The sequence below is a fragment of the Janthinobacterium sp. JF4 genome (assembly GCF_059617925.1).
In genome coordinates this window covers 15,112-39,185 of the sequence record NZ_JCAQAV010000045.1, presented here as the reverse complement: position 1 = coordinate 39,185, position 24,074 = coordinate 15,112, and the positions used below count along the sequence as shown (strand labels likewise).

General features: G+C 61.0%; 28 protein-coding genes. 17 read left to right on the top strand and 11 right to left on the bottom strand.

What is annotated here, in order from left to right:
• A partial coding sequence (locus tag AC54AF_RS23595; protein WP_496638496.1) for a phage portal protein occupies positions 1-605 on the top strand: 605 nt, incomplete at its 5' end.
• The gene (locus tag AC54AF_RS23590) at positions 602-817 is read left to right on the top strand and encodes a hypothetical protein (protein ID WP_496638495.1); all 216 of its coding nucleotides are present in this window, start codon (positions 602-604) and stop codon (positions 815-817) included. The genes AC54AF_RS23595 and AC54AF_RS23590, both read left to right, overlap by 4 nt.
• Positions 818-1,266: 449 nt before the next feature.
• Here the strand turns inward: AC54AF_RS23590 and AC54AF_RS23585 are convergent, their stop codons facing one another.
• Entirely contained in the window at positions 1,267-1,626 is a 360-nt protein-coding gene (locus AC54AF_RS23585; RefSeq protein ID WP_496638494.1) for an SH3 domain-containing protein, read from the bottom strand.
• 257 nt (positions 1,627-1,883) lie between these two features.
• Between AC54AF_RS23585 and AC54AF_RS23580 the strand changes: the two genes are divergently transcribed.
• Entirely contained in the window at positions 1,884-2,150 is a 267-nt protein-coding gene (locus AC54AF_RS23580) for a hypothetical protein (protein WP_496638493.1), read from the top strand.
• A gap of 1,041 nt (positions 2,151-3,191) precedes the next feature.
• The gene (gene nhaA, locus AC54AF_RS23575) at positions 3,192-4,463 is read left to right on the top strand and encodes a Na+/H+ antiporter NhaA (RefSeq protein WP_496638492.1); all 1,272 of its coding nucleotides are present in this window, start codon (positions 3,192-3,194) and stop codon (positions 4,461-4,463) included.
• Positions 4,464-4,487: 24 nt separating this feature from the next.
• On the opposite strand, the gene AC54AF_RS23570 is transcribed toward nhaA, so the two are convergent.
• Positions 4,488-5,870 carry an aminotransferase-like domain-containing protein gene (locus AC54AF_RS23570; protein WP_496638491.1) on the bottom strand — a complete coding sequence of 461 codons (1,383 nt, stop codon included), beginning with the start codon at positions 5,868-5,870 and terminating at the stop codon, positions 4,488-4,490.
• Positions 5,871-6,161: 291 nt separating this feature from the next.
• Here AC54AF_RS23570 and AC54AF_RS23565 point away from each other — a divergent pair, with 291 nt between their 5' ends.
• Together AC54AF_RS23565 and AC54AF_RS23560 are read left to right on the top strand one after the other, a co-directional pair.
• Positions 6,162-6,395, top strand: a complete 234-nt coding sequence (locus AC54AF_RS23565) for a hypothetical protein (protein WP_496638490.1) — start codon at positions 6,162-6,164, stop codon at positions 6,393-6,395.
• A 197-nt stretch (positions 6,396-6,592) separates the two neighbouring features.
• Entirely contained in the window at positions 6,593-6,985 is a 393-nt protein-coding gene (locus tag AC54AF_RS23560; RefSeq protein ID WP_131689852.1) for a GFA family protein, read from the top strand.
• A gap of 155 nt (positions 6,986-7,140) precedes the next feature.
• Here the strand turns inward: AC54AF_RS23560 and AC54AF_RS23555 are convergent, their stop codons facing one another.
• Positions 7,141-7,542, bottom strand: coding sequence for a hypothetical protein (locus tag AC54AF_RS23555; RefSeq protein ID WP_496638489.1), 402 nt, complete (start codon positions 7,540-7,542; stop codon positions 7,141-7,143).
• Between the two features lie 125 nt (positions 7,543-7,667).
• Between AC54AF_RS23555 and AC54AF_RS23550 the strand changes: the two genes are divergently transcribed.
• Positions 7,668-7,955: a GNAT family N-acetyltransferase gene (locus tag AC54AF_RS23550; RefSeq protein WP_496638488.1), complete on the top strand. Its 288-nt coding sequence runs from the start codon at positions 7,668-7,670 to the stop codon at positions 7,953-7,955.
• Positions 7,956-8,089: 134 nt separating this feature from the next.
• Here AC54AF_RS23550 and AC54AF_RS23545 read toward each other — a convergent pair whose 3' ends face one another.
• Entirely contained in the window at positions 8,090-8,761 is a 672-nt protein-coding gene (locus tag AC54AF_RS23545; RefSeq protein ID WP_131688085.1) for a hypothetical protein, read from the bottom strand.
• Positions 8,762-8,917: 156 nt separating this feature from the next.
• Here AC54AF_RS23545 and AC54AF_RS23540 point away from each other — a divergent pair, with 156 nt between their 5' ends.
• From AC54AF_RS23540 to AC54AF_RS23530, 3 genes are all read left to right on the top strand, one after another.
• A complete protein-coding gene (locus tag AC54AF_RS23540; RefSeq protein WP_496638487.1) occupies positions 8,918-9,376 on the top strand; it encodes an immunity protein RhsI2 family protein in 459 nt (152 codons plus the stop codon).
• 138 nt (positions 9,377-9,514) lie between these two features.
• Positions 9,515-9,712 carry a DUF3079 domain-containing protein gene (locus AC54AF_RS23535; protein WP_496638499.1) on the top strand — a complete coding sequence of 66 codons (198 nt, stop codon included), beginning with the start codon at positions 9,515-9,517 and terminating at the stop codon, positions 9,710-9,712.
• 68 nt (positions 9,713-9,780) lie between these two features.
• Complete coding sequence (locus AC54AF_RS23530; protein WP_496638486.1) at positions 9,781-10,275, top strand: prolyl-tRNA synthetase associated domain-containing protein; 495 nt, start codon at positions 9,781-9,783, stop codon at positions 10,273-10,275.
• Between the two features lie 10 nt (positions 10,276-10,285).
• Here the strand turns inward: AC54AF_RS23530 and AC54AF_RS23525 are convergent, their stop codons facing one another.
• Positions 10,286-11,431, bottom strand: coding sequence for an MFS transporter (locus AC54AF_RS23525; protein WP_496638498.1), 1,146 nt, complete (start codon positions 11,429-11,431; stop codon positions 10,286-10,288).
• Between the two features lie 254 nt (positions 11,432-11,685).
• Here AC54AF_RS23525 and AC54AF_RS23520 point away from each other — a divergent pair, with 254 nt between their 5' ends.
• The gene (locus AC54AF_RS23520; RefSeq protein ID WP_496638485.1) at positions 11,686-12,303 is read left to right on the top strand and encodes a TetR/AcrR family transcriptional regulator; all 618 of its coding nucleotides are present in this window, start codon (positions 11,686-11,688) and stop codon (positions 12,301-12,303) included.
• Positions 12,304-12,306: 3 nt separating this feature from the next.
• On the opposite strand, the gene AC54AF_RS23515 is transcribed toward AC54AF_RS23520, so the two are convergent.
• The 4 genes from AC54AF_RS23515 to AC54AF_RS23500 all read right to left on the bottom strand — a co-directional run bounded on the left by AC54AF_RS23515 (position 12,307) and on the right by AC54AF_RS23500 (position 16,076).
• Positions 12,307-12,777: a GNAT family N-acetyltransferase gene (locus AC54AF_RS23515; protein ID WP_496638484.1), complete on the bottom strand. Its 471-nt coding sequence runs from the start codon at positions 12,775-12,777 to the stop codon at positions 12,307-12,309.
• 33 nt (positions 12,778-12,810) lie between these two features.
• A complete protein-coding gene (locus AC54AF_RS23510; RefSeq protein ID WP_496638483.1) occupies positions 12,811-13,470 on the bottom strand; it encodes an XAC2610-related protein in 660 nt (219 codons plus the stop codon).
• Between the two features lie 88 nt (positions 13,471-13,558).
• The gene (locus AC54AF_RS23505; protein ID WP_496638482.1) at positions 13,559-14,536 is read right to left on the bottom strand and encodes a ribonuclease Z; all 978 of its coding nucleotides are present in this window, start codon (positions 14,534-14,536) and stop codon (positions 13,559-13,561) included.
• A 46-nt stretch (positions 14,537-14,582) separates the two neighbouring features.
• Positions 14,583-16,076: a metal-dependent hydrolase family protein gene (locus AC54AF_RS23500; RefSeq protein ID WP_496638481.1), complete on the bottom strand. Its 1,494-nt coding sequence runs from the start codon at positions 16,074-16,076 to the stop codon at positions 14,583-14,585.
• 127 nt (positions 16,077-16,203) lie between these two features.
• Here AC54AF_RS23500 and AC54AF_RS23495 point away from each other — a divergent pair, with 127 nt between their 5' ends.
• The 6 genes from AC54AF_RS23495 to AC54AF_RS23470 all read left to right on the top strand — a co-directional run bounded on the left by AC54AF_RS23495 (position 16,204) and on the right by AC54AF_RS23470 (position 21,738).
• Entirely contained in the window at positions 16,204-16,344 is a 141-nt protein-coding gene (locus AC54AF_RS23495; RefSeq protein WP_496638480.1) for a hypothetical protein, read from the top strand.
• A gap of 53 nt (positions 16,345-16,397) precedes the next feature.
• Entirely contained in the window at positions 16,398-16,781 is a 384-nt protein-coding gene (locus AC54AF_RS23490) for a hypothetical protein (protein WP_496638479.1), read from the top strand.
• A gap of 108 nt (positions 16,782-16,889) precedes the next feature.
• Positions 16,890-18,725, top strand: coding sequence for a lipid A export permease/ATP-binding protein MsbA (msbA, locus tag AC54AF_RS23485; RefSeq protein WP_496638478.1), 1,836 nt, complete (start codon positions 16,890-16,892; stop codon positions 18,723-18,725).
• Positions 18,726-18,872: 147 nt separating this feature from the next.
• Positions 18,873-19,988 carry a toxin-antitoxin system YwqK family antitoxin gene (locus tag AC54AF_RS23480; protein ID WP_496638477.1) on the top strand — a complete coding sequence of 372 codons (1,116 nt, stop codon included), beginning with the start codon at positions 18,873-18,875 and terminating at the stop codon, positions 19,986-19,988.
• A gap of 74 nt (positions 19,989-20,062) precedes the next feature.
• Positions 20,063-20,557 (top strand): MarR family winged helix-turn-helix transcriptional regulator, encoded by a 495-nt coding sequence (locus AC54AF_RS23475; protein ID WP_496638476.1) that lies wholly within the window; start codon positions 20,063-20,065, stop codon positions 20,555-20,557.
• A gap of 77 nt (positions 20,558-20,634) precedes the next feature.
• Positions 20,635-21,738, top strand: a complete 1,104-nt coding sequence (locus tag AC54AF_RS23470) for a toxin-antitoxin system YwqK family antitoxin (RefSeq protein ID WP_496638475.1) — start codon at positions 20,635-20,637, stop codon at positions 21,736-21,738.
• On the opposite strand, the gene AC54AF_RS23465 is transcribed toward AC54AF_RS23470, so the two are convergent.
• Positions 21,735-23,057 carry a chloride channel protein gene (locus AC54AF_RS23465; protein WP_496638474.1) on the bottom strand — a complete coding sequence of 441 codons (1,323 nt, stop codon included), beginning with the start codon at positions 23,055-23,057 and terminating at the stop codon, positions 21,735-21,737. The genes AC54AF_RS23470 and AC54AF_RS23465 overlap by 4 nt on opposite strands.
• A gap of 77 nt (positions 23,058-23,134) precedes the next feature.
• The gene (locus tag AC54AF_RS23460) at positions 23,135-24,061 is read right to left on the bottom strand and encodes a LysR family transcriptional regulator (RefSeq protein WP_496638473.1); all 927 of its coding nucleotides are present in this window, start codon (positions 24,059-24,061) and stop codon (positions 23,135-23,137) included.
• Positions 24,062-24,074 lie beyond the last annotated feature (13 nt).

Below are 24,074 nucleotides of genomic sequence, written 5' to 3'. Positions count from 1 at the left end.
ACGGCTACCAGGCCGTGCACCAGTTCGACAAGGGCCGCGTGTTTCACCTGATGGAACCGGACGTGAATCAGGAGCTGTACGGCGTGCCGCAGTACTTGAGCGCGCTGCAATCGGCCTGGCTCAACGAGGCGGCGACTTTGTTCCGCCGCAAGTATTACAAGAACGGCTCTCACGCCGGTTTCGTGTTCTACATGACGGACGCCGCCGCCAACACGCAAGACGTGGACAACCTGCGCCAGGCCATGCGCGACAGCAAGGGGCCGGGCAATTTCCGCAACCTGTTCATGTACGCGCCGAACGGCAAGAAGGACGGCATCCAGATTTTGCCGGTGTCGGACGTGGCCGCCAAGGACGAGTTTTTCAACATCAAGAGCGTCACGCGCGACGACCAGCTGGCCGCGCACCGCGTGCCGCCCCAGCTGATGGGCATCCTGCCGAACAATGCCGGCGGCTTCGGCGCCGTCGAGCCTGCCGCGCGCGTCTTCGCCCGCAACGAGCTGGTGCCGCTGCAAGCGCAGTTCATGGCGATCAACGAATGGGCCGGCGTGGAAGTGGTGCGCTTCGCCCCGTATGACCTGGCCACGGGCGGGGAGGGCGCGCAATGAGCGACCACGTAGACAATACCGACAAGATCATCTTTGCCGAAGTGGCGCGCGGCCTGGCCGCCGTAAGGCGCCGGCCGGGCCTGGTGGCGCATGGCTGCTGCCACTACTGCGACGAGACGCTGGCGCCTGCGCTGCTGTTCTGCAACGTGGACTGCCGCGACGATTACGAGAAGGAGCAAGCGGCCAAGGCGCGCGCCGGCCGCGCAGGATGAGCGCCACGCCGCGATAGCGGGCAGGGCGGGGGCGCGCAGCCCAGCCGCGCTAAAGCGCCCCAGCCACCGCACAAGCCGCCCATGAGGCGGTTTTTTCACGTCCAGACGAATGATGTTGCTCTTGGAGCAAGAAAAAGGCCCGTTTCGGCCCGGCGCGCGCAGTTGTCCCCCCTCCACACCTGCCCGCTATATAGGGCTCTTTTGACTCAAATTTGCGCCATGGCCGAAGGCGCATGAGGACTGGCGCGGCGGGGCGAAAAGGGGGCGTGCGATTTGACGCATTTTGACGCACTTTGAGCGGCTTTTGGTGCGGGTGGTGTTTCAACGTGGGAACGGCCGGTTTTGTGTGCTGACGGTGCTGAATCTCAGCTGTATGGCCCATATTGGATGGATGAACATCCAGAAAATAGTGTCCGGTTCTTTACTGCATCAAGAACGTTGACCGCTCGCTAATCGTGGTCAGTTCTTCGCAGATTTTTCAGTGGGACCCAGCCCCGGCGAGTTTCTGAGGGGCGGTGGCACCACAGCCAGCCATTCAGAATCCTTGACCCGATCAATACGTCACCGGTATCGACATTCAATTCCAAGGCTGAGAAATCTTCTAACGCTTTGCCGCTACCGAGGGCGAGTTGTTCGATGATTTCCTCTGGCACCCAGCCTGTCAGAGAATCCGGCGCACTACAGAAATACCAGTAGTCCCCGCCTCTGTCACTTTTGAACTTTTTGCTGATAGTGATGACACTTCCCTGAGCAAAGCGGATTGGCTGGGTGGATGTGCCGCGATGCTGCACAACGACGAGAAATCTCAAAGTGTCTCCTGACGTTGTGCCCGATTGGGAGAAAATTTAATGATGTCTTGATTCGTCGCAGGCACGACTTCGAGCCGGTGGAAAGAGGATAGCCGGTTTTTAACCTTGATGTGTTGTATTTGTGCAAAGTATTTTCCGAGGGTGATGTGATGCAAATCAGGATAGTCAATTCGGTGCGCAAACTAACACTCATAAATCGCAATCAATGGTAAAAGTAAGAAATGCTTAGATTATATTGGCATGCATAGAGGAAATTTATGAAACCATATCCTGGACCGGCAGGCTACAAACTATTAAAGACAGGTCTGACGCTGAGTGTACTTCTATCTCCGAAGATGCAACTAGGAGTCAAGTATAAGATTAATGTTGTAAGGTTGGCATTTCCTTACGATGTCGTGACGGTCGATGCCTGGACTTTGCAGGACGGCGATGAACTTCGATTTTATTTTGCAGATGGTAACCATGGGCCCACCAGCTCCCTTGGCTTGGAAGAGGCGAAACGGCAGGTGATGACTAAATTTTGACTTGGGTCATAGTATGAGATGCAGGTAAAGAAAAAGGCTGTCATTTTGTTGTCATTTCCAGGCTAAAATAGCCCAAAAACAACACAAATAATGACAGCCTTATTTTTTCTAACTGATTGATTCTAAACAATTTAGTGGTGGATTCGGCGGGAATAGAACCCACCTCACCTTGCCAGGTACTCCCACCAAAAAAGTACAGCGTCCGTACGTGTTCCTGCTTAGAGGTATCGCGCGTGGGACGCAGGTGCGCAAAGATTTTTTTGTACCGATGTACCATCGTAGGTAGCGTAGTAGGTACGGTTCTTATTTTTCTTGTGGAAAGCCGCATAAAGATTAGTCATTTGCATTACACCGCTTCCGCCAGAAAATAAAGAAACCGCCTTCGTGGCGGTTTTTTATTGCCTGGCGGAAGCGAGCAGGGCGCCTGCGCGCCCTGCGTGTGAGATTCGAAGGGCTGGGCCTACCTGCCCAGCCCGCCCGGTATCCTCCACTTGCTGCCGCTGCGCGGCAACCCCGCGCGCCGTGGGCGCGCGTTTGTGCTTCTAATTAGGTTTTCGACTGAGCCAGCTTTTGCAGCGCCCAACGCATCAGTCCGTTTTTGAACGCCGGACCTGCCCCTCGCGTCGCGTTGATGTTGACGTATGTCGCAGAAAAGGTACTTGGTGTGGTGCCAGGCGAGCGCTAACGATGGATGCTGCGGGCGTTCTGTAGGCGGCCTTAACTTTAAAGGGACGCCGCCACTGCGGTATAATAAAGGCTCGGCGTGTGCTGCGTGCGCCCGGGGCTTTTACCCGAATACGGAGAACGACATTTTCGTTTTCCGTGAGGTTTTATCATGCGCGCAGCGTTCCAATTTTATTGGCATCAACTGTCTCAGATACCGTTTTCTGCGGCTTCTGTATTTTCCCATTTCTCGTCCACCTCGGCCCAGTCAGCTTGTGCCCGCGCTCGCCCATCTTGCGTGCTTGATCTCGTTGAACCTGCGTTCGCTCGCGATGGCTGGTGCGACGTGAACTTCCCTTCGTTCAAGGAGCTAAACGCATGAGCACTACCGCATCACCACCAGCGCAACACCATTCCGTTCTACAGCGCTGTCTCGCCAGTGACGCGGCAGGCGGCATCCTGCTGATGGCGGCAGCCGTGGCCGCCTTGCTCATCGCCAACAGCCCGTGGGTCGGCTTTTACCAAGATTTCTTGCATGGTCAAACCGGTCCTGTCCTGAGCGACAAACTCGGTCCGATGACAACCCACCTCTGGGTCAACGATGGGCTGATGGCGATCTTTTTTCTGCTGGTAGGACTCGAAATCAAGCGGGAACTGGTCGACGGGCGGCTCTCCACGTGGGAGCAACGGCGCTTGCCGGCATTGCCGGCCCTACTGGGCATGGCGTTCCCGGCAGTCATTTACGTGTGCCTGACCGCGCAACAGCCATCGCTGTCGAACGGCTGGGCGATACCCGCCGCCACCGACATTGCGTTTGCCATGGGAGCTCTGGCACTGCTGGGACGCCATGCGCCGCTGTCCTTGAAGTTACTGCTGGTCTCGGTTGCCATTATCGATGACATGGGCGCTGTCGCCATCATCGCCGTTTTCTATACCTCCACCATTAATGCCAGTGCGCTTGTCGCCGCAGCTGCCATCCTTGTCGCCCTGTTTGCCTTAAACAAGCTGCGCGTCATGAAACTGTGGCCGTATCTGATCGGCCTGGCACTGCTGTGGTATGTGACGCTGCTCTCGGGTGTGCACGCGACGATTGCCGGTGTCGTGGGGGCCTTTCTAATTCCCTATATCCCATCTCCAGGCACGCCGGATGCTCCCGCTTCGCCGCTGCATCGGCTCGAACATGCATTGCATCCGTGGGTCGGCTTCCTGATCGTGCCGGTATTTGGCTTTGTCAACGCCGGCGTCTCGTTTGCGGGACTGTCACCGTCCGCCCTGCTGGCGCCGTTGCCGCTGGGCATCGCGGCTGGTCTTTTCCTGGGCAAGCAACTGGGCGTATTTGGTGGGGTACTGCTGGCGGTCAAGACCGGACTTGCCAGCAAGCCACGGGGAACCAGCTGGCTGCAAATTTACGCAATCTCGATGCTGTGCGGCATTGGCTTTACGATGAGCCTGTTCGTCAGCGGCCTGGCATTCCCCGGCCATCCGGAATATATTGAGGAAGCCAAAATCGGCATCCTGCTGGGCTCCTTGTTGTCCGCCATCGTTGCCTGCCTGATTCTGCGTTTTGCTCCCGAGGCAAAAGATCAGCTTGAGCAGGAAAGTTTGCAGGAAGAGGAAATTCGTCGTGATGGAGATGTTGGGAAAATGTAAAGAGGCACTCTATCGAGGCCGAGTTCAAACCACAGCAGCGCTGAACGACTCGGGCCGCCGCGCAAGCAGATGCGACAGCCGTTGAAGACCGGCCTGCAAGCGTCCACGGTCCTTGATGCTACCCAAAGAGATCCGAATTGCATTCACGGATCCGTTGCCAGTTGCGAATGCCTCCGCCGGCGTGACTGCGATGCCTTCGCTGCCGGCTGCACGCGCAAGCTGTGAGGAGCTCCAATATGCCGGCAACTCGAGCCATACATGCAGGCCGTCACCACTGCCGCTGTAGCGCCCTGCCAGAATATCCCGCGCCATCCGGTGGCGCAGGCGCGCCTCGTTGCGCACGCCTTGCATCAATCTGTCAGCCGAACCGTCGAGTATCCACTGAGTGGCCAGTGCGGCCGTCAGGGGAGCGGCCATCAGCGCAAATGATCTTAGAGCGACCAGGAAACGTTCGCGCTCAATCGGGTCGCGTATCAGCACGAAGGCGACACGCAAGCCGGGCGTCAGGCATTTCGACAGGGTCGAGATGTAGTACACCTGTTCCGGGGCGAACGTGGCAACAGGCGGCGGCGGGGAATCGGCAAGGAGCCAGTAGGGATCGTCCTCGACGATGCGTACATTGCAGCGCTGCGCGATGCTGGCGAGCTCCTTGCGCCGGCGTTCCGGAATGGTGATGGCGCTCGGGTTCTGTAAGGTTGGATTGAGGTAGACCAGCCCAGGCTTGTGCTGGTGGCACGCTTCTTCAAGCATCTCAGGCACCATCCCGTGCTTGTCCGCTTCCACCGCAATGATGTGCCGGCCGAATTGCGTCGCCGCGGCACGCAGGCCGGGATAATTCGTTGGCTCTGCCAGGATCACATCGCCAGGCTCCGTCAGCGCAAGGATCAATGCGGCGATCGCCGCTTGCGCACCCGGACAGACAACAACCTGTCGAGAGTCCAGCTGTCCAAACATCGGCGCCAGCCATTTGGCCCCAGCCTTGCGGTCGGAGTCGCTTCCCCCGCCCAAGTGGTAGGTCATCAGCAATTCATTATCTGCCCGCATCAATACTTGAGACAAACCTTGTTTCAACATGTCGTCGAAGTCCACGCCATCCGGCGGCGGCGGGGTATTCATGCTCAGGTCGAGGATAGCGGTCAATTCGACTTTCGGCGCTGCGACGTAAGTGCCTCGGGCGCCGCGGCCCTCCAGCAAGTTGCGGCGTCTGGCTTCGTCGTATGCGCGCGTGATCGTCGTCAGGTCGAGGTCCAGCTGTGCTGCCAACTGGCGCTGCGTCGGCAGACGTTCACCCGGTGTCAACGATCCGTCTGCCACCGCCGCCTGCAACGCATCCGCAATCTGCAAAAAACGTGGTCCTTTGTTCGCGGCCAAGCGCGGCAACCAGATAGTCAAATGTTCATCTTGCATGGTTTTTAACGGGGAAATTTTGTCTCAATGTATGGAAATTGTTTTCAAGTAGTATGCATCAGAACGTGCAGCAACACCATCCTTGCATGGCAGTCGCTGACGTTTTCTCCTTGCTCGTCTGCATTCGGCAAATCACTGCGCCCGATGCCACGGTGATTTCACAGGTAGCTATAATGAAAGAGTCAGCCAGGATGCCTGGGGGATGGTTTGAACAGAAGCTGCTGAAGCAGCGTTCTGAGGTAGTGCTCCTCACGATAGATAGTGTCAAGTAATAGACTGGAAATACGCAAAATGATGGATTGGACTCCTATAGTTCTCGTTACGTTCAAGGCGCTCGTGCTCAGCATTGGCATGTTCTTCGCCATCAAGTGGCATTACGATCAAGGGAAGAAGGAGAGGGGAGCGCGCGCGGTGCTGCGCGCCGGTGGCAAAGTGGCCGCAGTCTTTGTGCTATTGCTCCTGGGCGTGGGGCTCGTCACCTTCGTCTTTGTCAGGATGGTCGGTCTGGACATGACCCTCCCATGATGGTCAGAAACCTTGTTTCGGGCGTTGGTACCGTTTGGATGCCGCATCCGCATCAGTCCGTCTCTGAATGGCGCAACGGACCCTAGCACCCGTACGGTGTTGTCTGTTTTGGGTTCTGAAACACTCCTCCATGTGTGCCTTGTCTATCCAGGAGTACTGTGTAAAAATACAGTATCAACGTTCAACAAGGACACCTCATGATCAAAGGCAGTTGCTGCTGTGGCTCAGTAAAGTTTGAATTGGCATCCCCCCCAGGCATGATGGGCATGTGTCACTGTTCTCGTTGTCGGAAGGCCGGAGCGAGTGCCTTGGCCTTCGTTGATAAAAATTCATTTACCTTGCTGGAGGGGCGGGAATTTATTCAGCGATATGAGCCAGAGCCTCCCTTTAAATATGCAAGAACTTTTTGCAAAAACTGCGGGACTTCTTTGGGGGAAATCGGTTCAGAGAATGATTCATTTCCAATATCAGTTAACTGCCTGGATGATGACCCTGAGCTAAGAATACAATTTCATGTGCATGTTGCCTCCAAGCCTGCATGGTATGAGATTTGTGATAATGCAAAACAGTTTCAAGAAAGTCCAACATAATAAAAAAGCCAGTCATTTGACTGGCTTTTTTATCGCACGCTTGATATTTTGAAGAATTTTGATGTCCCTTTTTTAAGGATGGACTCTCCCGCCACACCCTCGCGAATGTCGCAACCATGTCGTCAAATACGTCGAAACCCAGTTCCTTCACGGCTCTAAATAAGCGGTGTCACTCCGGAATTGACTGGAATAGCTGCGGCGCGTTGTGATTCCTTGGCGATCGGCACAAACACTTCCCATTTTTGCTGTATCGTAGGCTTTGCAGTCTTGGCGCAACTCACCGCAACATTCGGTCCGGACAGGCCATGCTTCTTCGGAACCCATTTCACACGCAAAGCTACCACGCATCTCGCAACCAGAATTTTCCGGTTCGGCTCCAATACCTGCCACCTTGTTCCGTTTTTGGAGTTCTCTGCTGCCATGAACTTTACTGCAGCATCCCTGATCTCAAACAAGCCATGTATGTCACCGCGCGTCCGGTCTTCGTCAAGACTGGCAGCGAGCGCCGATGAGACGCCAGCAACAAGAAAAAGGGCGGCGACAGAGGAGGTGTACATGCGTTTATTCAATCGTAACGGTGCCAACATATTTACAATCCTTGCCAAGTCTGTTCGATATCAGATAGAGATATGGAAGGTCCCACATTTCCAGTGTGTGCATTGTCACACAAGTTACCGACAGCTTGTTCACCGCGCCTTGCCTCTTGCTGTCGGCTTGGGTGGACAATGAGCTGGTGGGATTGGCCCGGTCGCTGACGGACTATGCGTATTGCTGCTATCTGTCGGATCTGGCCGTCAACAAGCAGTATCAGGGCCTGGGTATTGGCAAGGAACTTGTCAAGCGCACGCAGGCCATCATCGGCGAAGAAGTGTCCTTGATACTGCTCTCCGCCCCGGACGCCATGCCCTATTCTCCGACGCTCGATTTTGAGCCTGCCGGCAATGCCTACGTCATCTGGCGCAAACATTGAAGAGCAAGCTTCCATGTGATGGCTGCCCCACGGGACTTGAATCTCGCCTCGTGCTTACTATGAGCCAGCTTTCATAGCGGCAATGCCTCCGTCTGCCCATATCCCGCCTTCATCCGGCACGCTCCCGTGCTGTCTTATGCACACTCCTTGGCCCAATCGGTTTTTTGATGCTTCTTGCGGCACTCGACGCGTTCCTCTTCTTTTGAGAAAGAAAATTCAACGGACTGGACCTGTTTTTGATCATCTGATAAGTTGAGATAGATGCCGCGTTTTTTCCACACGACATAGGGCTTCATGTCAGCGTCGCTGAAACCCGACTCGTCGGGTTTGCCATACTTGGTAATATAGCGCTGCAGCGGGATGGATGCGTCCGGTACCCAGCGCATGTTGCTGATTTTTAAGCTGTTATCGGTGGTTTCATTGGCCAGTTTTGTCCAATACTCGAAAGTGAATATATCCTTTCTCGTGATCGTGCCTGTGGGGGCAGCTTCGATTTTCTCACTTATCTTTTCAAGCATTTTTCGTTGAAAAGGTCGCATGTCTGAAAACACCAGGTATAGCTTGCCGGGAAATCCCGGGCCTGAAAGTCGATAGAAACCGTCTGACTCCGTTACCCATGCGGCCTCCACGGATTCAATGCTTGCAGCGGGAAATTGTGCCTTGATGCTGCCCAAGGTTTGTCCGGCGGTGATGCCTTGAAAGCCTTCGGCCGACACTGCGGTACAGGCGAGTGTGAAGGAAAACAGCATTAATGCGCGCAAGGTTTTCGAACGAGAGAGCAGGCCAGCCAATATTTTTGAAGACATGGTTATTTGATTAATGAAGGGAGTTGGTAGATATGGTGCTTGTTATGATTGGTAATATTATAAGGTGCTGGCATACACGGAGCACCATTCATTCAGCAGATATTTTCAACCTTATATAAGCTACGTCAATTCGCGTCCTCGGAAAAATGCAGCTCAATGAAACCCGTCTACATCCTTGCTGAAGCCCTGGCAAAAGACCCTGCTCGCATCGCCAAAACCCAATCCCTCACCCTCGACAGTTCCAGACCCCACATGGGCCTGAAAGGCAGCCACGGCCTGTTCGCTTCCGAAGCATGGTGGAAAAGCATCGAGGCCAAGCGCGTCCAGACGCAAACCGTGACGGGCATCATCGAACGAACGTATTTCGCGGGGCAGGACAGCCGCCGTGGCGATCAAGTCAACAGCTTTACCTTGCGCCTGGCGGATGGCTCGACAGTCGACGAAAGCATCTGCACGAATCACAAGCAGGATACCGGGCTGTTCGTGCCTGGCGCCATGGTAACGATGGTCTGCGCGCTGGACGAACTCAAGGCGCAACCTGCGGCGGACGGTGGTGTCAACTATGCGCGGACCGTGCTGGAAGTGGCCATATCCGTCAGGAGCGATCTAGAGTAGGGCGCGGCGCCGTGCCGATGTTCTATTATCTGCACAAGCTTGATCCTGGACAAATTCCCCAGCGAAATTCGTTTGACCGTCCCCCACGCCAGGTCTAGAGTCATCAACAAGACCCCAACCGACCCCGGCGCCCACCCCATGGCCAAGCCTTTTCCCTTGAACCCCAAGAACCCCGAACGCATCTGCTGGGGCTGCGACAAGTATTGTCCGCCGGATGCCATGCGCTGCGGCAATGGTTCCGAACGCACGCAGCATCCGATCGAGCTGTTTGGCGAAGGCTGGAATGACTGGGGGTTGGCGGCGGCCGATAAGGAAGAGACGGAGAAAAAACCTTAACAGTGACCGCAGCGAGCGGCACAGCGACCCGCTACAATTCCTCATCGCGCCCAAGCTGAGGAACCACCATGCAAGAAAACCTGTCCCGCTGGCTGGAAAGCAGCGCTGGCGATGTCCAGTTCGTCGAGCACCCGGCCGTGCACACCATCGATGAAGCACTGATGCACGTGCCGGCCATGTCCGGCCTGATGGTGAAAAACCTGTTCGTGCGCGACGAGAAGGGGAGGCGGCATTTTCTCGTCATCGTGCCCTTCGACAAGCGCATCGACCTGGCGGCGCTGGCGCGGCTGTTGCCAGTCAGTAAGCTGAGCATGGCCTCGCCCGAACGCCTGCTGCGGCATCTGGGCATCACGCCGGGCTCCGTCAGCCTGTTTGCGCTGATCCACGACAGCGCGCAGGCGGTGGAACTGGTGCTGGACCAGGCCGTGTGGGACGCTGATTCTGTGCAAGCCCATCCCTTGCGCAACACGGCCACGGTGGCGCTGCCACATGCCACAATGGTCGATTTCCTCGCGCATACGGGACACGCGCCCCGCATTCTGAATGTGCCGGCGGCGAGCTAACAGCGTCGTTTCAATGCCCGGCCACGGGCGCGCCGCCGCTGCGCCGTCCCGGCCGGAAACCATGCGCGCTGGCCGACCAGGCGAGCGCGAACGCCAGCACGAGCAAAGCCACCATGGCCCACGGGAAGGCACCCGCGCCCCAGGTTTCCAGCAGGGTGCCGCCCACCACGCCCGCTGCCGCAATCGCCCCATTCCACGCCACCACATTCATCGACAAGGCCACGTCGGCGCCGCTGCCGGCCGTGTCGGCCAGCGCCGTTTGCAACAGCGTTGCCGCGCCGCCGAAGGACAAGCCCCAAACGGCCATGCCCAGGTAGATCACGGTGGGAATGTGCGATGCGAGGCCCAGCACGAGTGCCGTCGCGGCAAACACGGCCAGGCTGGCCAGCACGGTGGCGCGCAAGTGGCGCTCGACCAGCTTGCCCGTGATCCAGATGCCGGCCATGGCAGCGGCGCCGAAGACGAGCAGCACCAGGTCGATGCGTCCCGTCAATCCGGCAGGGGCCACGAACGGGGCGATGTAGGTGTAGAGAATATTGTGCGCCAGCATCCAGGCGATGACGACGGCCAGCACGGGCCGCACGCCCGGTGTCGTGAAGACGCGGCGCAAGGGCAAGCGCTCATGGACGGACTGGCCCGGGTAGTCCGGCACCCTTGCCAGCACCCAGGCGATGAGGATCAATGTCAGACCGGAAATGATCCAGAACGCGGCGCGCCAGCCGACGAGCGAACCGAGCAGGGTGCCCAGCGGCACGCCCAGGGACAGGGCGACGGGCGCACCCACCATGGCCAGCGCCAGGGCGCGGCCTTGCTGGTGGGGCGCGACCATGCGCCGGGCATATCCTGCCAGCAAGCTCCACGCCAGCCCGGCCGCCATGCCGGCAAAGAAGCGGGCCGCCAGGGTCAGCCAGTAGTGCGACGACAGGGCCGTCACGGTATTGAACACGAGAAAGCCGAGAATAGTCAGCAGCAGCACGTTGCGGCGGCGCCAGCTGCGCGTGGCGATGGTGAGCGGAATGGCCGCCAGCAGGGAGCCGAGCGCATAGGCCGTGACCATTTTCCCAGCCAGCGCGGCGCTGACGCCCAGCCCTGCGCTGATCTGCGGCAGCAAGCCGGCGGGCAAGGTTTCCGTGACGATGCAGATAAAGCCCGTCATGGCCAGAGCCAGCAGGCCGGCGACGGGGAGGCGGTCGGCCAGCGCGGGGCTGGCTCCGGTGGTGAGCGTAGCGTGATTCAAAGCAAAATCCTTGGAAGTGTGACGAGTCGGCCGGGCGCAGGAGTGCCCCTGACCGTCGTGGCGGTACATATGTATCGATCGATATAAATATAGGCGATGGCGCGCCGCGTTGTCAATGACTTCTGTATCGAGTAGTATGTAAGTGGCAGTGAGTTGATGAGAAGGAGCGATGGATGGCGCAAATGGGACGGCCGCGCACGTTCGACCGGCAGGCAGCGGTCGAGCAGGCCATGTTTTTATTCTGGCAGCAGGGGTATGAATCGACTTCCTTGAGCCAGCTCAAGGCGAGCCTGGGCGGCGGCATTTCCGCGCCCAGCTTTTATGCGGCGTTCGGCTCGAAGGAAGCGCTGTTCCGCGAAGCGGCGCAATGCTATCTGGACACATTTGCACGCGTGACGGAGTGCCTGTGGGACGATGGCCTGGCGCCGCGCGCGGCCATCGAGCTGGCATTGCGACAGTCGGCCAGCATGCAGTCCGAGCCGGGGCATCCTCCCGGCTGCATGGTGGCGCTCGGCTGTATGAGCGCGCCGACGGCCGAGCATGCGGCCGTGGCCGCGCCCCTCACCGCTTCGCGCGCCCGCACGCGCGCCGGCTTCGTGCGCTGCGTCGAGCGGGGCATGGCCAGCGGCGAATTGCCCGCTGGTACGGATGCAGCGGCGCTGGCGTCCGTCTTCGACAGCTTTTTGTCGGGCGTGGCGATCCAGGCCCGCGATGGCGTTGGCTATGCCGTGTTTGACGCTGCCATCACGCAGTTGATGCGCGTATGGGATGCCAACCGCGTGCCGGGCTAGGCGCTAGGCCGTAAAGCGAAACTCCAGCACATCGTCGCCATACTTGTCCGTCTCGCCCGTCGCCGTCCAGCCCAAGTAGCGGTAAAAGCCGTAGGAGCGCGAGGCGGGGTCGCTGGAGCAGCCGAGGAACAGCCGCTGGTGGCCTTGCGCGCGCAGCTCCGTCATCACCAATTCCAGCAAGGTCTTGCCGATACCTAAGCCTTCGACTTCCGGCAGCAGGGCCAGGACGATGATTTCGCCCGTGTCGCGCTCGCCAAAGCAGTAGCCGACCAGCTGGCCATCGTGATGGCAGACCTGGCCAGGCAGGCTGCCCGAGCGCATCATTTCCGCCCAGGACTCGGCCGTGATGCCCACTTCCGCCAGGCGCTCTGCGGACACGGCGTTCTGCCGCGTCTTGCCGCGCAAGTCGATGAAGGCGGGGGTGTCGTCCGCCCTGGCGGCGTGGAAGGTAATCGATGCTGGATGTGTCGTCATGTTGGCGTTCATTGTTCGATGGTGGTGAAGGATTTACTCCCAGGCTTTGCGCATGGTTTGCGCGTGGCGCTGCCAGTCATAGGCGTTCGTATTTTCGATGGCTTGCTGGCCGGGGTTGCTGCTATCGATGATTTCATCCTTGACGATAATGAAATCGTTTTTGTCATTCAAGCGATATTCACGATAGCGCTCGCAATCCTGTTCGCGCCGCGCAATGGCAATTAATTTACCGGCCCGCCAGGCATAGCTGTCTGCATAAAAGCATTGCGCCGCGCAGCCGCAATTGGCGATGCCGCCTGCGATGCCTTGATCGGCTATGCTGATATCCAGATTCGGAATCGCCGAGAATGGTTTGTTGAAACGGTATTGTTTCGCTGACGCATCCCACAGCCACACGTCGGAACAGCGGATGCGCCCCTGGCTTTCCGTGTAGCCGGTGACCCACAGGTCGGCATGGCCGTCGAAGTTCATGTCCAGCAGCAGCGCGTGCAAATTGCCCGTGCCGCTGCTGCTGCAACTGCCAGCGATCCATTGCTTGCCGATTTTCAGCCGGTACGTCTGTTTTTCATCGTGATTGATATAGCGGATATCGGCGGCTTGCCGCACTTTGCCTGTCGCGGCTTTGTCCAGCTGCAAGGTGCCGCCATTCGCCGAGGTGGCAATCAGCGATAGAAGCAGGGCAATCAGTTTCATGGCGATATTCTTGGGCAGACATTGGGGCACAATGCCCGGTTTGCATCAGGAGGAGTATGATCATACTGCATGCATCCGCAGTACGGCGTCAATCCCCACTGGATTTCTTTGCCGGCTGCTTGCTGAGCACGCCCGCCGCGTCGAGTTCATAGCTGTCGAAATCGCGCGCCAGGAACAGTGCACCTGAGTAATGCAGCCGCGCTTCCGCTTCCAGCTCGGCCATGCCCTCTGCATGGTGATAGCGGGCACTGAAGTGGGTGAGGATCAGGTTCGGCAGGCGGACCGCTTCGGCGAACTGCGCCACGCGCTGCACGGAACTGTGCGTGGGGCCAGGCCCCACTTTCTGCAGCATCGCTTCCGTGTAGGTGGCTTCATGCACGAGCAATTGCGCACCGGCACAGGCGTCCGCCAGCAACGCCGGCGTGTCGTTGTCGCCGCCGATCACCACCGTGGCGTGCTGCGTCTCCACCTGGCGGAAAGTGGCGGCGGCTAATACCGTGCCATCGCCCAGGATCGCATCCTGGCCAGCTTGCAGTAATCCCCAGGCGGGGCCGGGCGGCACGCCGGCTGCCTGCAGGGCCGCCTTGTCCAGCTTCCATCTGCTCGTTTCCAGCGCGAAACGATAACCGACGCTCGGTGCGCGGTGCGACAGCGCATGGCGCGAGATGGTCAAGCCCGCTGCTTCATGCACGACGGGCGCGCTGTTCACGTCGATGTGGATCAGCGGATACGTCAAAAACAGTTCCGTGTGCAGCAGGGTGGCGTCGATCCAGGCCTTGATGGCGGCCGGGGCGATCAGCAGCAAGGGCTTCTTGCGCCCCGTCATCGAGGCGCTGGCCAGCAGGCCCGGCAGCCCATAGCTGTGGTCGCCATGCACGTGGGTGATGCAGATGCCCACCAGGTCGTGCACGGACAAGGGCAGGCGCTGCAGCCGGTGCTGTGTGGCTTCGCCGCAATCGATCATCCACCAGTCGCGGTTGTGCGTGGTTTGCAGGGCCAGCGACGTAACGTTGCGGTGGCGCGTGGGCACGCCGGATGACGTGCCGAGAAAAGTCAGTTTGAACATGGGCGCATTATGCGGCAAGCCATCGCCGTTGCCAACGCGCCAGCCTTCAGCCTGCCAATGGCGGGCTCAATTTGTCCTTGTAGATGCGGCCGTTCTTCATGATCAGCAGCAGGTTTTCTTCCGGCCGGGCCAGGAAATCGAGACTCTTCGTCGGGTCGCCCTCGGCCACCAGCAAGTCGGCCAGCGCGCCCACGGCCAGCTTGCCCAAGGTGCCCGGGTACGGCGAGCGCTGGCCGGACAGGGCCAGCAGTTCGCCATTCTGTCCCGTCGCCTGCGCCAGCAGGGTCAGGGGATCGTAAAAGCGCGTGAGCTTGGCCAATTGCCGGCCCTGCGTGGGCGTATTTTTCGGACTGAACAGGATGTCCGTGCCCCAGCCCGTCCTGATGCCGTACTTTTGCGCCAGCGCATACGCGCGTACCGTTCCTTCGGCTACGATCTTCTGGCTGGCCTGGCGTGCCGCATCGGGATACACATTGCTGTCTTCATCCTGCAGGAAGGGCTGCAGGCTCCACCACGTGCCCGCGTCGCGCATCATGCGCACGGACTCGTCGTCGGCCAGCTGGCCATGCTCGATGCTGCGCACGCCTGCGCGGATGGCCCGCTGGATGCCTTTCGGCGTGTAGACGTGGGCCATCACATAGGTGCCCCAGTCGGCGGCCGCTTCCACGCCGGCGCGCAGTTCGCGCTCCGAATACTGCGTGCTGTCGAGCGGGTCGTACATCGACGCGACGCCGCCGCCGGCCATCATCTTGATTTGCGTCGCACCCAGCATCAGCTGCTCGCGCACGCGGCGCAGCACTTCCGCTTCGCCATCGGCGATCATGGCCATGCCCGCCGTTTCGGCCATGCTCAGCGGCGCATTGGACGCGCGGGGAATCTCCGAGCGCAGGCGGAAGTCGCCGTGGCCCGAAGTCTGCGAAATCATGGCGCCCGACGGGAAGATGCGCGGACCGTCGACGATGCCTTCGTCGATGGCGCGTTGTAATGCAAAGGCGGGGCCGCCCGGCTCGCGCACGGAGGTAAATCCCCGCAGCAGAGTGCGCTGCGCTTCCTGCGCCGCCACCAGGTACAGATAGCCGACGTCGGACGTCATGGCCGTCACCTGGTTGATGGCGGCCAGCATGGTGTGCCAGTGGGCGTCGATCAGGCCCGGCATCACCAGTTTGCCCTGGCAATCGATCACTTGCGCGCCGTCCACCTTCTCGCCGGCCGGCAGCAGGGCGGTAATTGTCGGGCCCGTCACCAGCACGTGGATGCCGGCACGGGGCGCCTTGCCCGTGCCATCAAACAGGCGCAGATTGGTCAGCAGCAGGGGGCGTTCCGAGGTCCTGGGCTGCTGGGCGATGGCGTTGCTGGTGGACAGGCCGATGAAGGGCGCCAGCATGGCGGCCGCGCCGCCGAGAAATTGCCGGCGCCGCATGTCCGCCATCACACGCTGGTGCAGGATGGTGAAAACGGTGCCGCCGCAATCGCAGGCGCGCGGTTTCAAGCCGCCCGTTTGCCACGCGTCCATCAGAGGCTGCTCTTGTGCCAGTGCCATCGCCGCCATCCTTTCATCGCTGCCGCGCCAGGAGAGTGGCTGCAGGCAAGGTTAACAATAGGAAACTATTGCCATTGAAAACCCGTAGCGGCAGCAAGTCAAGCGTGCACTTGCTTTACAGAAAAAAATGTACGGCGTAGGCTATGATGGCGTCAGCAAAACGGACAGGCTGCTGGATTTTTCCACGGCGTTGTCGTCGGCGATCTATTTTGTGCCCAGCATCGATGCCTCGCTGGCTGTGGGTATTTCGCCGGCGGATCCCGGCTAAGGGCCGCCCCGGCGGTCCCCGGTCCCTATTCTTTACTTTACTAGGAGTTTTCCATGCGTATTCGTCCCGCCACACTGCTGTCCGCCCTGATCTTCGGCAGCGTCGTCTTCAGCGCTTCCGCTTCCGCCGTCGGCCTGGGTTTCCTGGCCGATACGCCGATGGCTTACCTGAACAAGAACGACAAGCCCGTCTTCGTGAAAGCCGTCAGCGACGTGCTCAATGACAAGAAGGATGGCGAAACCGTGCAATGGAGCAATGAAGGCTTGCGCAATTCCGTGCGCATCGCCGCCGACATCACGGCCAGCGACACGCAAAAGACGGACGCGCAAACGTGCCGCAAGGTGCAGGTGGGCCTGAACGCCAAGGGTCAGGAACAGACCCTCAAGCTGAAGGTCTGCAAAGCCGGCACGGCCGCGTGGAAAGTGGCGAAGAGCTGATTGCCCGTGCATTTCCCTTGCCGGTCCTGCACCGGCAAGGTGCGACTTTCCTCTAGGTAAGTCTGGCAGCGGTTAGAATCACGCTTTACCTTTTCTTTTCTCACCTGCATGCAGCAAAGTCGCCTCCTGTTCTTCCGCCTGGCCGGCCAGTTTCGCCGCTATGGCGCCATCGTCGCCGCCACCTTGCTGGCCGTGGGCGTGGCGTCCGCCACCGATGTGTTGTTGATCCGCCAGTTGCAAAACGTCGTCGACGCCATGCGCGCGACGGCCAGCACGCAGGTCGCGCCCGCATCCGGCGTGATGGGCATGTTGCAGGGCTGGGTCGACCGTTTCCTGCCGGCACAGGCGGGGCAGGTGGACTTGTGGGTCATTCCCGCCACTATCCTGGGCCTGGCCGTGCTGCGCATGGTGTCGAGCTTTGCCGGCGATTACGGTTCCGTATGGCTATCGAGTCGGGTGCAGGCCGACTTGCGCGAAAAGATGTTCGCCACCATCATGCGCCTGCCCAGCCGCTTTTTCGATACCACCACCACCAGCCTGACGCAGTCGCGCGTGGCTTTCGACGCCAGCCAGGTGTCGCAGGCGGGCTTGAACGTGCTCAACGTGATGGTGCGCGATTCCGTCGCCACCGTCGGCTACCTGATCCTGCTATTCAGCATCGACGTGAAATTGGCCCTGTTCTGCATGGCGTCGATGCCCATCGTGGCCATCGTCGTGACCCTTGCGGGACGCCGCATGCGCCACCTGAGCAAGAGTTCGCAGCAAGCCGTGGGCGAGCTGACGTCCGTGCTGGACGAGAGCATAGCCGGCCAGCGCGTGGTGAAAATTTTCGGTGGGCAAGATTATGAACAGGCGCGCTTCGTCGACGTCGTCAAGCGCAACCGCCAGTTGGCCGTCAAGCATGCGGCTACGTCGGCCATGAATTCCGGCTTCATCATGATGCTCGTCGGCATCACCTTGTCTTCCGTGATTTACTTTGCCATGTTGCGCGCGCAAAGCGGCGCCATCACGCCGGGCGCCTTCGTTGCCTTCATGGGCGCGCTGATGGCGATGCAGTCGCCGATCAAGAATTTGACGAAGATCAATGAGCCGCTGCAGCGCGGCCTGGCGGCGGCCGAGTCCGTTTTTGGTTTGATCGATACGCCGCTGGAACCGGACCCGGGCACAGTGGCCCCGGCGGCCGTGCAGGGCAATCTGTCCTTGCAGAACGTGCACTTCCGCTACAACAGCGACGATCCCGATGCGCCCACGGCCTTGAGCGATATCTCGCTCGACATCCGCGCCGGCGAGACGGTGGCCCTGGTGGGCGGTTCCGGCGGCGGCAAGACGACCTTGCTGGGCTTGCTGCCGCGCTTCTATGACGTCAGCAGCGGCCAGATCCTGCTCGACGGCGTCGACCTGCGCGACTACGCCCTGCTGGCCCTGCGGCGCCAGTTCGCCCTCGTCAGCCAGGATGTGATTTTGTTCAACGACACCATGGCGGCGAATATCGCGTATGGCGACCCGGCCCCGGACATGGCCCGCATCGAAGCATCGGCGCGCGCCGCCTATGCGCACGACTTCATCATGCAGCTGCCGCAAGGCTACGCGACGCAGGCAGGGCAGAACGGTTCGCGCCTGTCGGGCGGGCAACGCCAGCGCCTGGCCATCGCGCGCGCCCTGTACAAGGACGCGCCTATCCTGCTGCTGGACGAAGCCACCAGCGCGCTGGACACGGAGTCGGAGCGACAGGTGCAGGCGGCGCTGGAAGTGCTGATGCGCAACCGCACCACCATCGTCATCGCCCACAGGCTGTCCACCATCGAAAGCGCGGACCGCATCGTCGTCATGCAGGGAGGGCGCCTGGTGGAGTCGGGCAGCCATGCGGCCTTGCTGCAACAAGGCGGCGCGTATGCGCGTCTGCATGCGAGCCAGCTATCTCCCGTCAAGGATGGCATGGGCTGATGCTTGGCGCGCCAGCGCACCCGCCAGGCCGGAGCCGGACCAGCAGGTCCGTCCCGGCCTTTTTCATGGGGGCGGCAATCGTGCCCATGGCGAACGACGCTTGCCTTTATGATGGTGGCCGCAAAGCAACATGATCAATGGAGCAACATGAAGAATCAACAAACGATGGGCTGGCTGCTGGCCGCCGCGCTGGGTGCGGCCTTGCCGCTGGCAGCGCAGGAACAGTCGGCGGCGCCAACGCCAACCTTGCAACAGGAAGACCACACCATGTATCTGGATGAAAATTTCATGCCCAGCAACCAACGCCGCGCCGCGTATGCGCTGCGCACGCCGCCCGAGCGCGACGAGGCGCTGGGTGCATGGCACGTGAAACTCGAGTTTCCCGACACGCCGGGCGTGCTGGCCTTTGAAACCTATGCCACCGACCTCGACCTGAGTCAGATCAAGTTCGTGCGTTTTCGCAAGTACTACTACGAGAATGGCCAGCTGCTGCGCGAAACCTACTTCAATGCCCAGGGCGAGGAGTTGCTTGGCGGCAGCGTGTACTTCGAGAATGGCCAGGTCCAGCAGCGGGTGACCGCCTTGCCGAACGGGCGCGACAGCATTTCGGAAACGTATCACGAGAATGGCCAGCTGATGAGCCGCACGCTGTATCACGGCGACGAGATGGCCGATGGCGAGTATGTGTCGCATGGCGCGAACGGGGCCGTCAGCAACCGCTCGTATCGACGCAATGGCCAGATGGATGGCGTGGAGGAATCGTTTTATGCCGATGGCAAGCTGTTCCGGAAGGGGCAGTACGTCGATGGCCAGCGCGAGGGCGAGTTCGTCATGTATGCGCAGGATGGCAAGGTGCTGGCCCGGACAGTCTGGGTGCACGGGCAGCCCGACGGCTGGTCGTTTGAAAGCCATGGCAATGGCGTCGTGTCGAACAAGACGCTGTACCGGAAAGGTGCCGTACTCAGCTTGCAAACGTGGGGCCCGAATGGCTTTCCCAATTTTGCGTGGCAGAAAGACGCACAGGGGCGCGACCATGGCGACACGACGGACTGGCATGCCAACGGCGTGCGCGCCAGCGTGACGCCGTTTGCCGAAGGCCAGCGCCACGGCTTGCTGCAAACCTGGTACAGCGACGGCAGCCTGCGGCAGATCGTGCCATATGACCATGGCAAGAAGCACGGCATCGAGCGCCACTGGGACAAGGCAGGCAAGCTGGTGCTGGAACAGGCGTGGCAAGCCGGCGAGCCAGTCCCCATGCGCTAGGAGTCCACTTGCAGGTATCATGCTGGGATTCCGGCCCGCCAGCAGGCGCGAAGCCGGCAGCATAACTGGAGGCAATGGTGGCGGAAGCGGAAGGTTCGGCGATGGCCAGGGCGCAAGGCATGGCCTTGCAAAACATGCGCGTCGTCATGCGCGCGGCGCAGCGCCACTCGGCGCAGATCGAGAAGCAATGCGGCGTGTCGGGCGCGCAATTGTGGGTGATGCAGGAATTGCTGGAGCGGCCAGGCCTGCGCATGGGCGAGCTGGCTGGCAAGATGTCCATCCACCAGACGACGGCCAGCAACCTGGTCGAGGCGCTGGTCAAAAAAGCCTATGTGCGCAAGGCGCGCGACCAGCCCGACCAGCGCGTGGTCACCCTGACCCTGACGGCGGAAGGGCAGGCCGTGATCGCTGGCGCGCCGCAGCCGGCGCGCGGCTTGCTGCCCAGTGCACTGAACCAGCTCGATGCCGACAGCCTGGCGCACCTGAACCAGGGCTTGAGCGCCTTGCTGGCCGTGGTCGCGCCCGATGACAGGCAGGCCGGCATGCAGCCGTTTCCGTTCACCATGTAATCACGCGCAAGCGTGTGGCTGGACTGCCCCGCTTGCCCTTATTATCGGCGCCATCGCACCGTTGATGAAAGCATGTCTTGAAGATACTCACTTCCATTTTTCTGGCCACCGTTCTGGCCGGTTCCTCTTCTATCTCCCTGGCCACCCCGGCCTTGCCTGCCGAAGCGCTGCCCGCTGCCCTGTATTTTGACGCGGAGTACCGGCCCGTTGCGCCAGCTGCAGCCGTGTACGAGCAGCGCGCGCCGCTGCGCCACGATGCGGTACGCCAGGCCTGGCATTGGCAACTGCATTTCGCGCAGCCGCCAGGCAAGCTGCACCTGGATGCCTGGCTGCTGAGTGCGGACGTGGCGTCGCCCCGCTATGTCTACCAGCGCAGCGTGTATTTCGCCGATGGCCAGCTGGCCCTGCTGGAAGAGCGCAACGGGGAGGGCGATTTCGACGGCGTCAACGTTGCCTACTATGCGAACGGAACAGTAAAAAGCCGCAAGGCTTACCGCGACGGCGAGTACGAAGGTGTGCATAGCCACTATCATCCGAATGGCCAGCTCAGTCGTGCATTGCGGTACCAGGCAGGCCAGCCCGCCGATGGCGAATACCTGAGCTTTGACGAGCATGGCCAGGTCAGCAATCGCGCGCATTTTGCCGATGGCGTGCTGACGGGCGAGGTGGTGGCGTTCCATCCGGATGGCAGATTGGCCGAGCGGGGACCGTATCTGGACGGCCAGCGCAACGGTCTGCACCAGGCCTGGTGGCCGGACGGCCGTGAAATGTCGCGCCTCAATTTCCTGCATGGCAAGCCGCAGGGCTGGTCGCTGCTGTATTTCGCGAATGGCCAACTGGACCAGAAAAACCTGTTCGAGGATGGCGTCATGCTGAGCACGCAAAGCTGGCGCGACGATGGCACGCCGCTGCGCCAGCGCCAGCAGGATGAGCAGGGCCGCGCGCAGGGCGAGGACAGGCAATGGCATGCGAACGGCAAGCTGGCCCGGCTCGCCTCCTATCGCGATGACTTGCCGCATGGCGCCTGGAGGGAGTGGCATGCGGACGGCTCGCCCCGCCATGCCGTGGACTATGTGCACGGGCGCAAGCAGGGCCTGGAGCGGGCCTGGGCCGGCGACGGCACGCGCACCATCTGCGAGTGGCAGGACGGCCGCTTGCTGCGCGCCTGCCGCAATTTCTAGCTTGTTGCCGCTGGCAGCCGCTGCAACTGCAGCTGCGCCAGCGCGCCGTACAGCGGTTCACTGAGCACGCGCGACACCGTGCTGGCCACCACGGCGCAGGCCATCAGGCTGAGCACCATGCCGTGGCCGTCGACCATTTCCATGACAATAATGAAGGCTGTCAGCGGCGCCTGCGTGGCGGCGGCCAGGAAACCCACCATGCCCAGTGCGATCAGGGCGGGCGCGTGCGGATAGTGCAGCAGTTGCGCAATGTCATGCCCGATGCCGGCGCCGATGGCCAGCGAGGGCGCGAAGATCCCGGCCGGCACGCCCGACCAGACGGTCAGCCAGGTGGCCACATATTTGAAGGCAACAAAGGCAGGGGCTGCCTCGCTGGAGCCTTCCAGCATGGCGCGCGTGGCCACGGTGCCGCTGCCAAACGTGGCGCCGTGGCTGGCGATACCGATGGCCGCCACCAGCAAACCGCAGACGGCGGCGAACAGCACGGGTCGCCCCTTTCTCCATGCAGACAGCTTGCCCAGCGGATTGCCCCGGGCGGAGGCCAGCAGCAGCCGCGCGAACAGGCCGCCGGCCACGCCCGCGACCAGGGTCACGAGTAAACCCGGCAAGGCCAGCGCCAGGCCGATGGGGCCGGGATGGATGATGCCGAAGTGGGTGGCGTTGCCGTGGATCGACACGGCCATCATGCCGGCCAGCACGATGCCGGCCACGATCAGGCCGCTGTTGCGCTGCTCGGGCGAGCGCGACAGTTCCTCGATGGCAAACATGACGCCCGCCAGCGGCGTGTTGAAGGCGGCTGCGATGCCGGCCGCGCCACCGGCCACCAGCAGGGAATGGGCGCTGACCTGCGAGTGGCGCGGTAGCGCCCGGCGCGCTGCCAGCATCACGCCGGCGGCGATCTGCACGGACGGGCCTTCGCGCCCCAGCGAGAGTCCCCCCAGCAAGCCGCCCGCCGTCAGGACGATTTTCGCGGCACTGAGTTTCAGGGACACGAACAGCGAGCGCTGCTCCGGCGCCACGGCCGGATCCAGGGTGGCCATCACTTGCGGGATGCCGGAACCGGCCGCTCCCATGGCGTAGCGGCGTGTCAGCCAGACCAGCAGGGCGGCGCAGGCCGGTGTCCACAGCAGGGCGAACCACCAGGCCTTGCCATTAAAGAACAGAAACAGGTCCAGCGCTTCTTCCGCCAGCCACGTAAAGCCGACCACGACGAGACCCGCGATGGCGGCCATGCCGACGACGACGGCGCGCGACCACCACAGGCGCGGGTTGGCAAATTCATGCTTGAAGGCAGAGGGAATATCGTGCAAGTGCTTCATTGCGGCAAGTCCAGGAAGGGGCGCGCAGGGCGTCGGGGAGGCTTGTCATTATATAGATATATTTGTTCAAATGTATTTCATGTGTCTGATCCGTGAGCAGCTGGCAACAGCATGTCTGTGTCGGCCAGGAAATCGATGAGCGCCCGCACTTTTGGCGCCAGGTGCGGCCCGGACGGCCACAGCAGCCAGCAACTATGGGCCGGATGGTCGGCGATCGCGTATTCCCTCAGCACCTCGGCCAGGCTGCCGTCGGCAAGCGCGCCGCGCACATGAAAGTCGGGCAGCCAGGCGATGCCCAGGCCCTGCCGGGCGAAGTGCAGGCGTGCTTCCACGTTGTTGCAGACCATGGACAACGGCAAGTCCGGTACCGGCGCCCCGGCTTCGTGGCGCAGCTGCCACTGTTCGATCTTGCCGCTGTGGCGGAAGCGGTAGTGCAGGCAGGCATGTTGTTGCAGATCAAGGGGATGCTGCGGCGTGCCGTGGTGCGCCAGGTAGGCGGGCGATGCCACGAGGCAGGAGCGGAACTGGCCCAGTTTGCGGGCGGCCAGGCGCGAATCGCGCGGCGCGCCGATGCGGATGACGGCGTCGAAGCCATCGCCGACGACATCGGCCAGCGCGTCGGAAAAGTCCAGGTCCAGCGCGATGGCGGGGTGCTGCCGGGAAAATGCGGCCAGCGCGGGCAGGAACTGGCCGCCCAATTCAGGCAAGCCCAGGCGCAGACGGCCGCGCGGCGCCAGATGGCCCGCCAGCTCCTCCTGCGCCGCCTGCATTTCCGCCAGGATGGTCTCGCTGCGCGCGAGGAAGAGCTTGCCCTCGGCCGTCAGGCTCAGCTGTCGGGTGCTGCGCTGGAACAGGCGCACGCCCAGCCGTTGCTCGAGCCGGGCCAGGCTCTTGCTGACGGCCGACGGCGAAATGCCGGCCTGGCGCGCGGCGGCGACAAAGCTTCCCGCCTGCGCCAGTTGCACGAACAGGGCCACACCGGAAAGATTATCTGTGTTTTGCATGATTCATGACAGT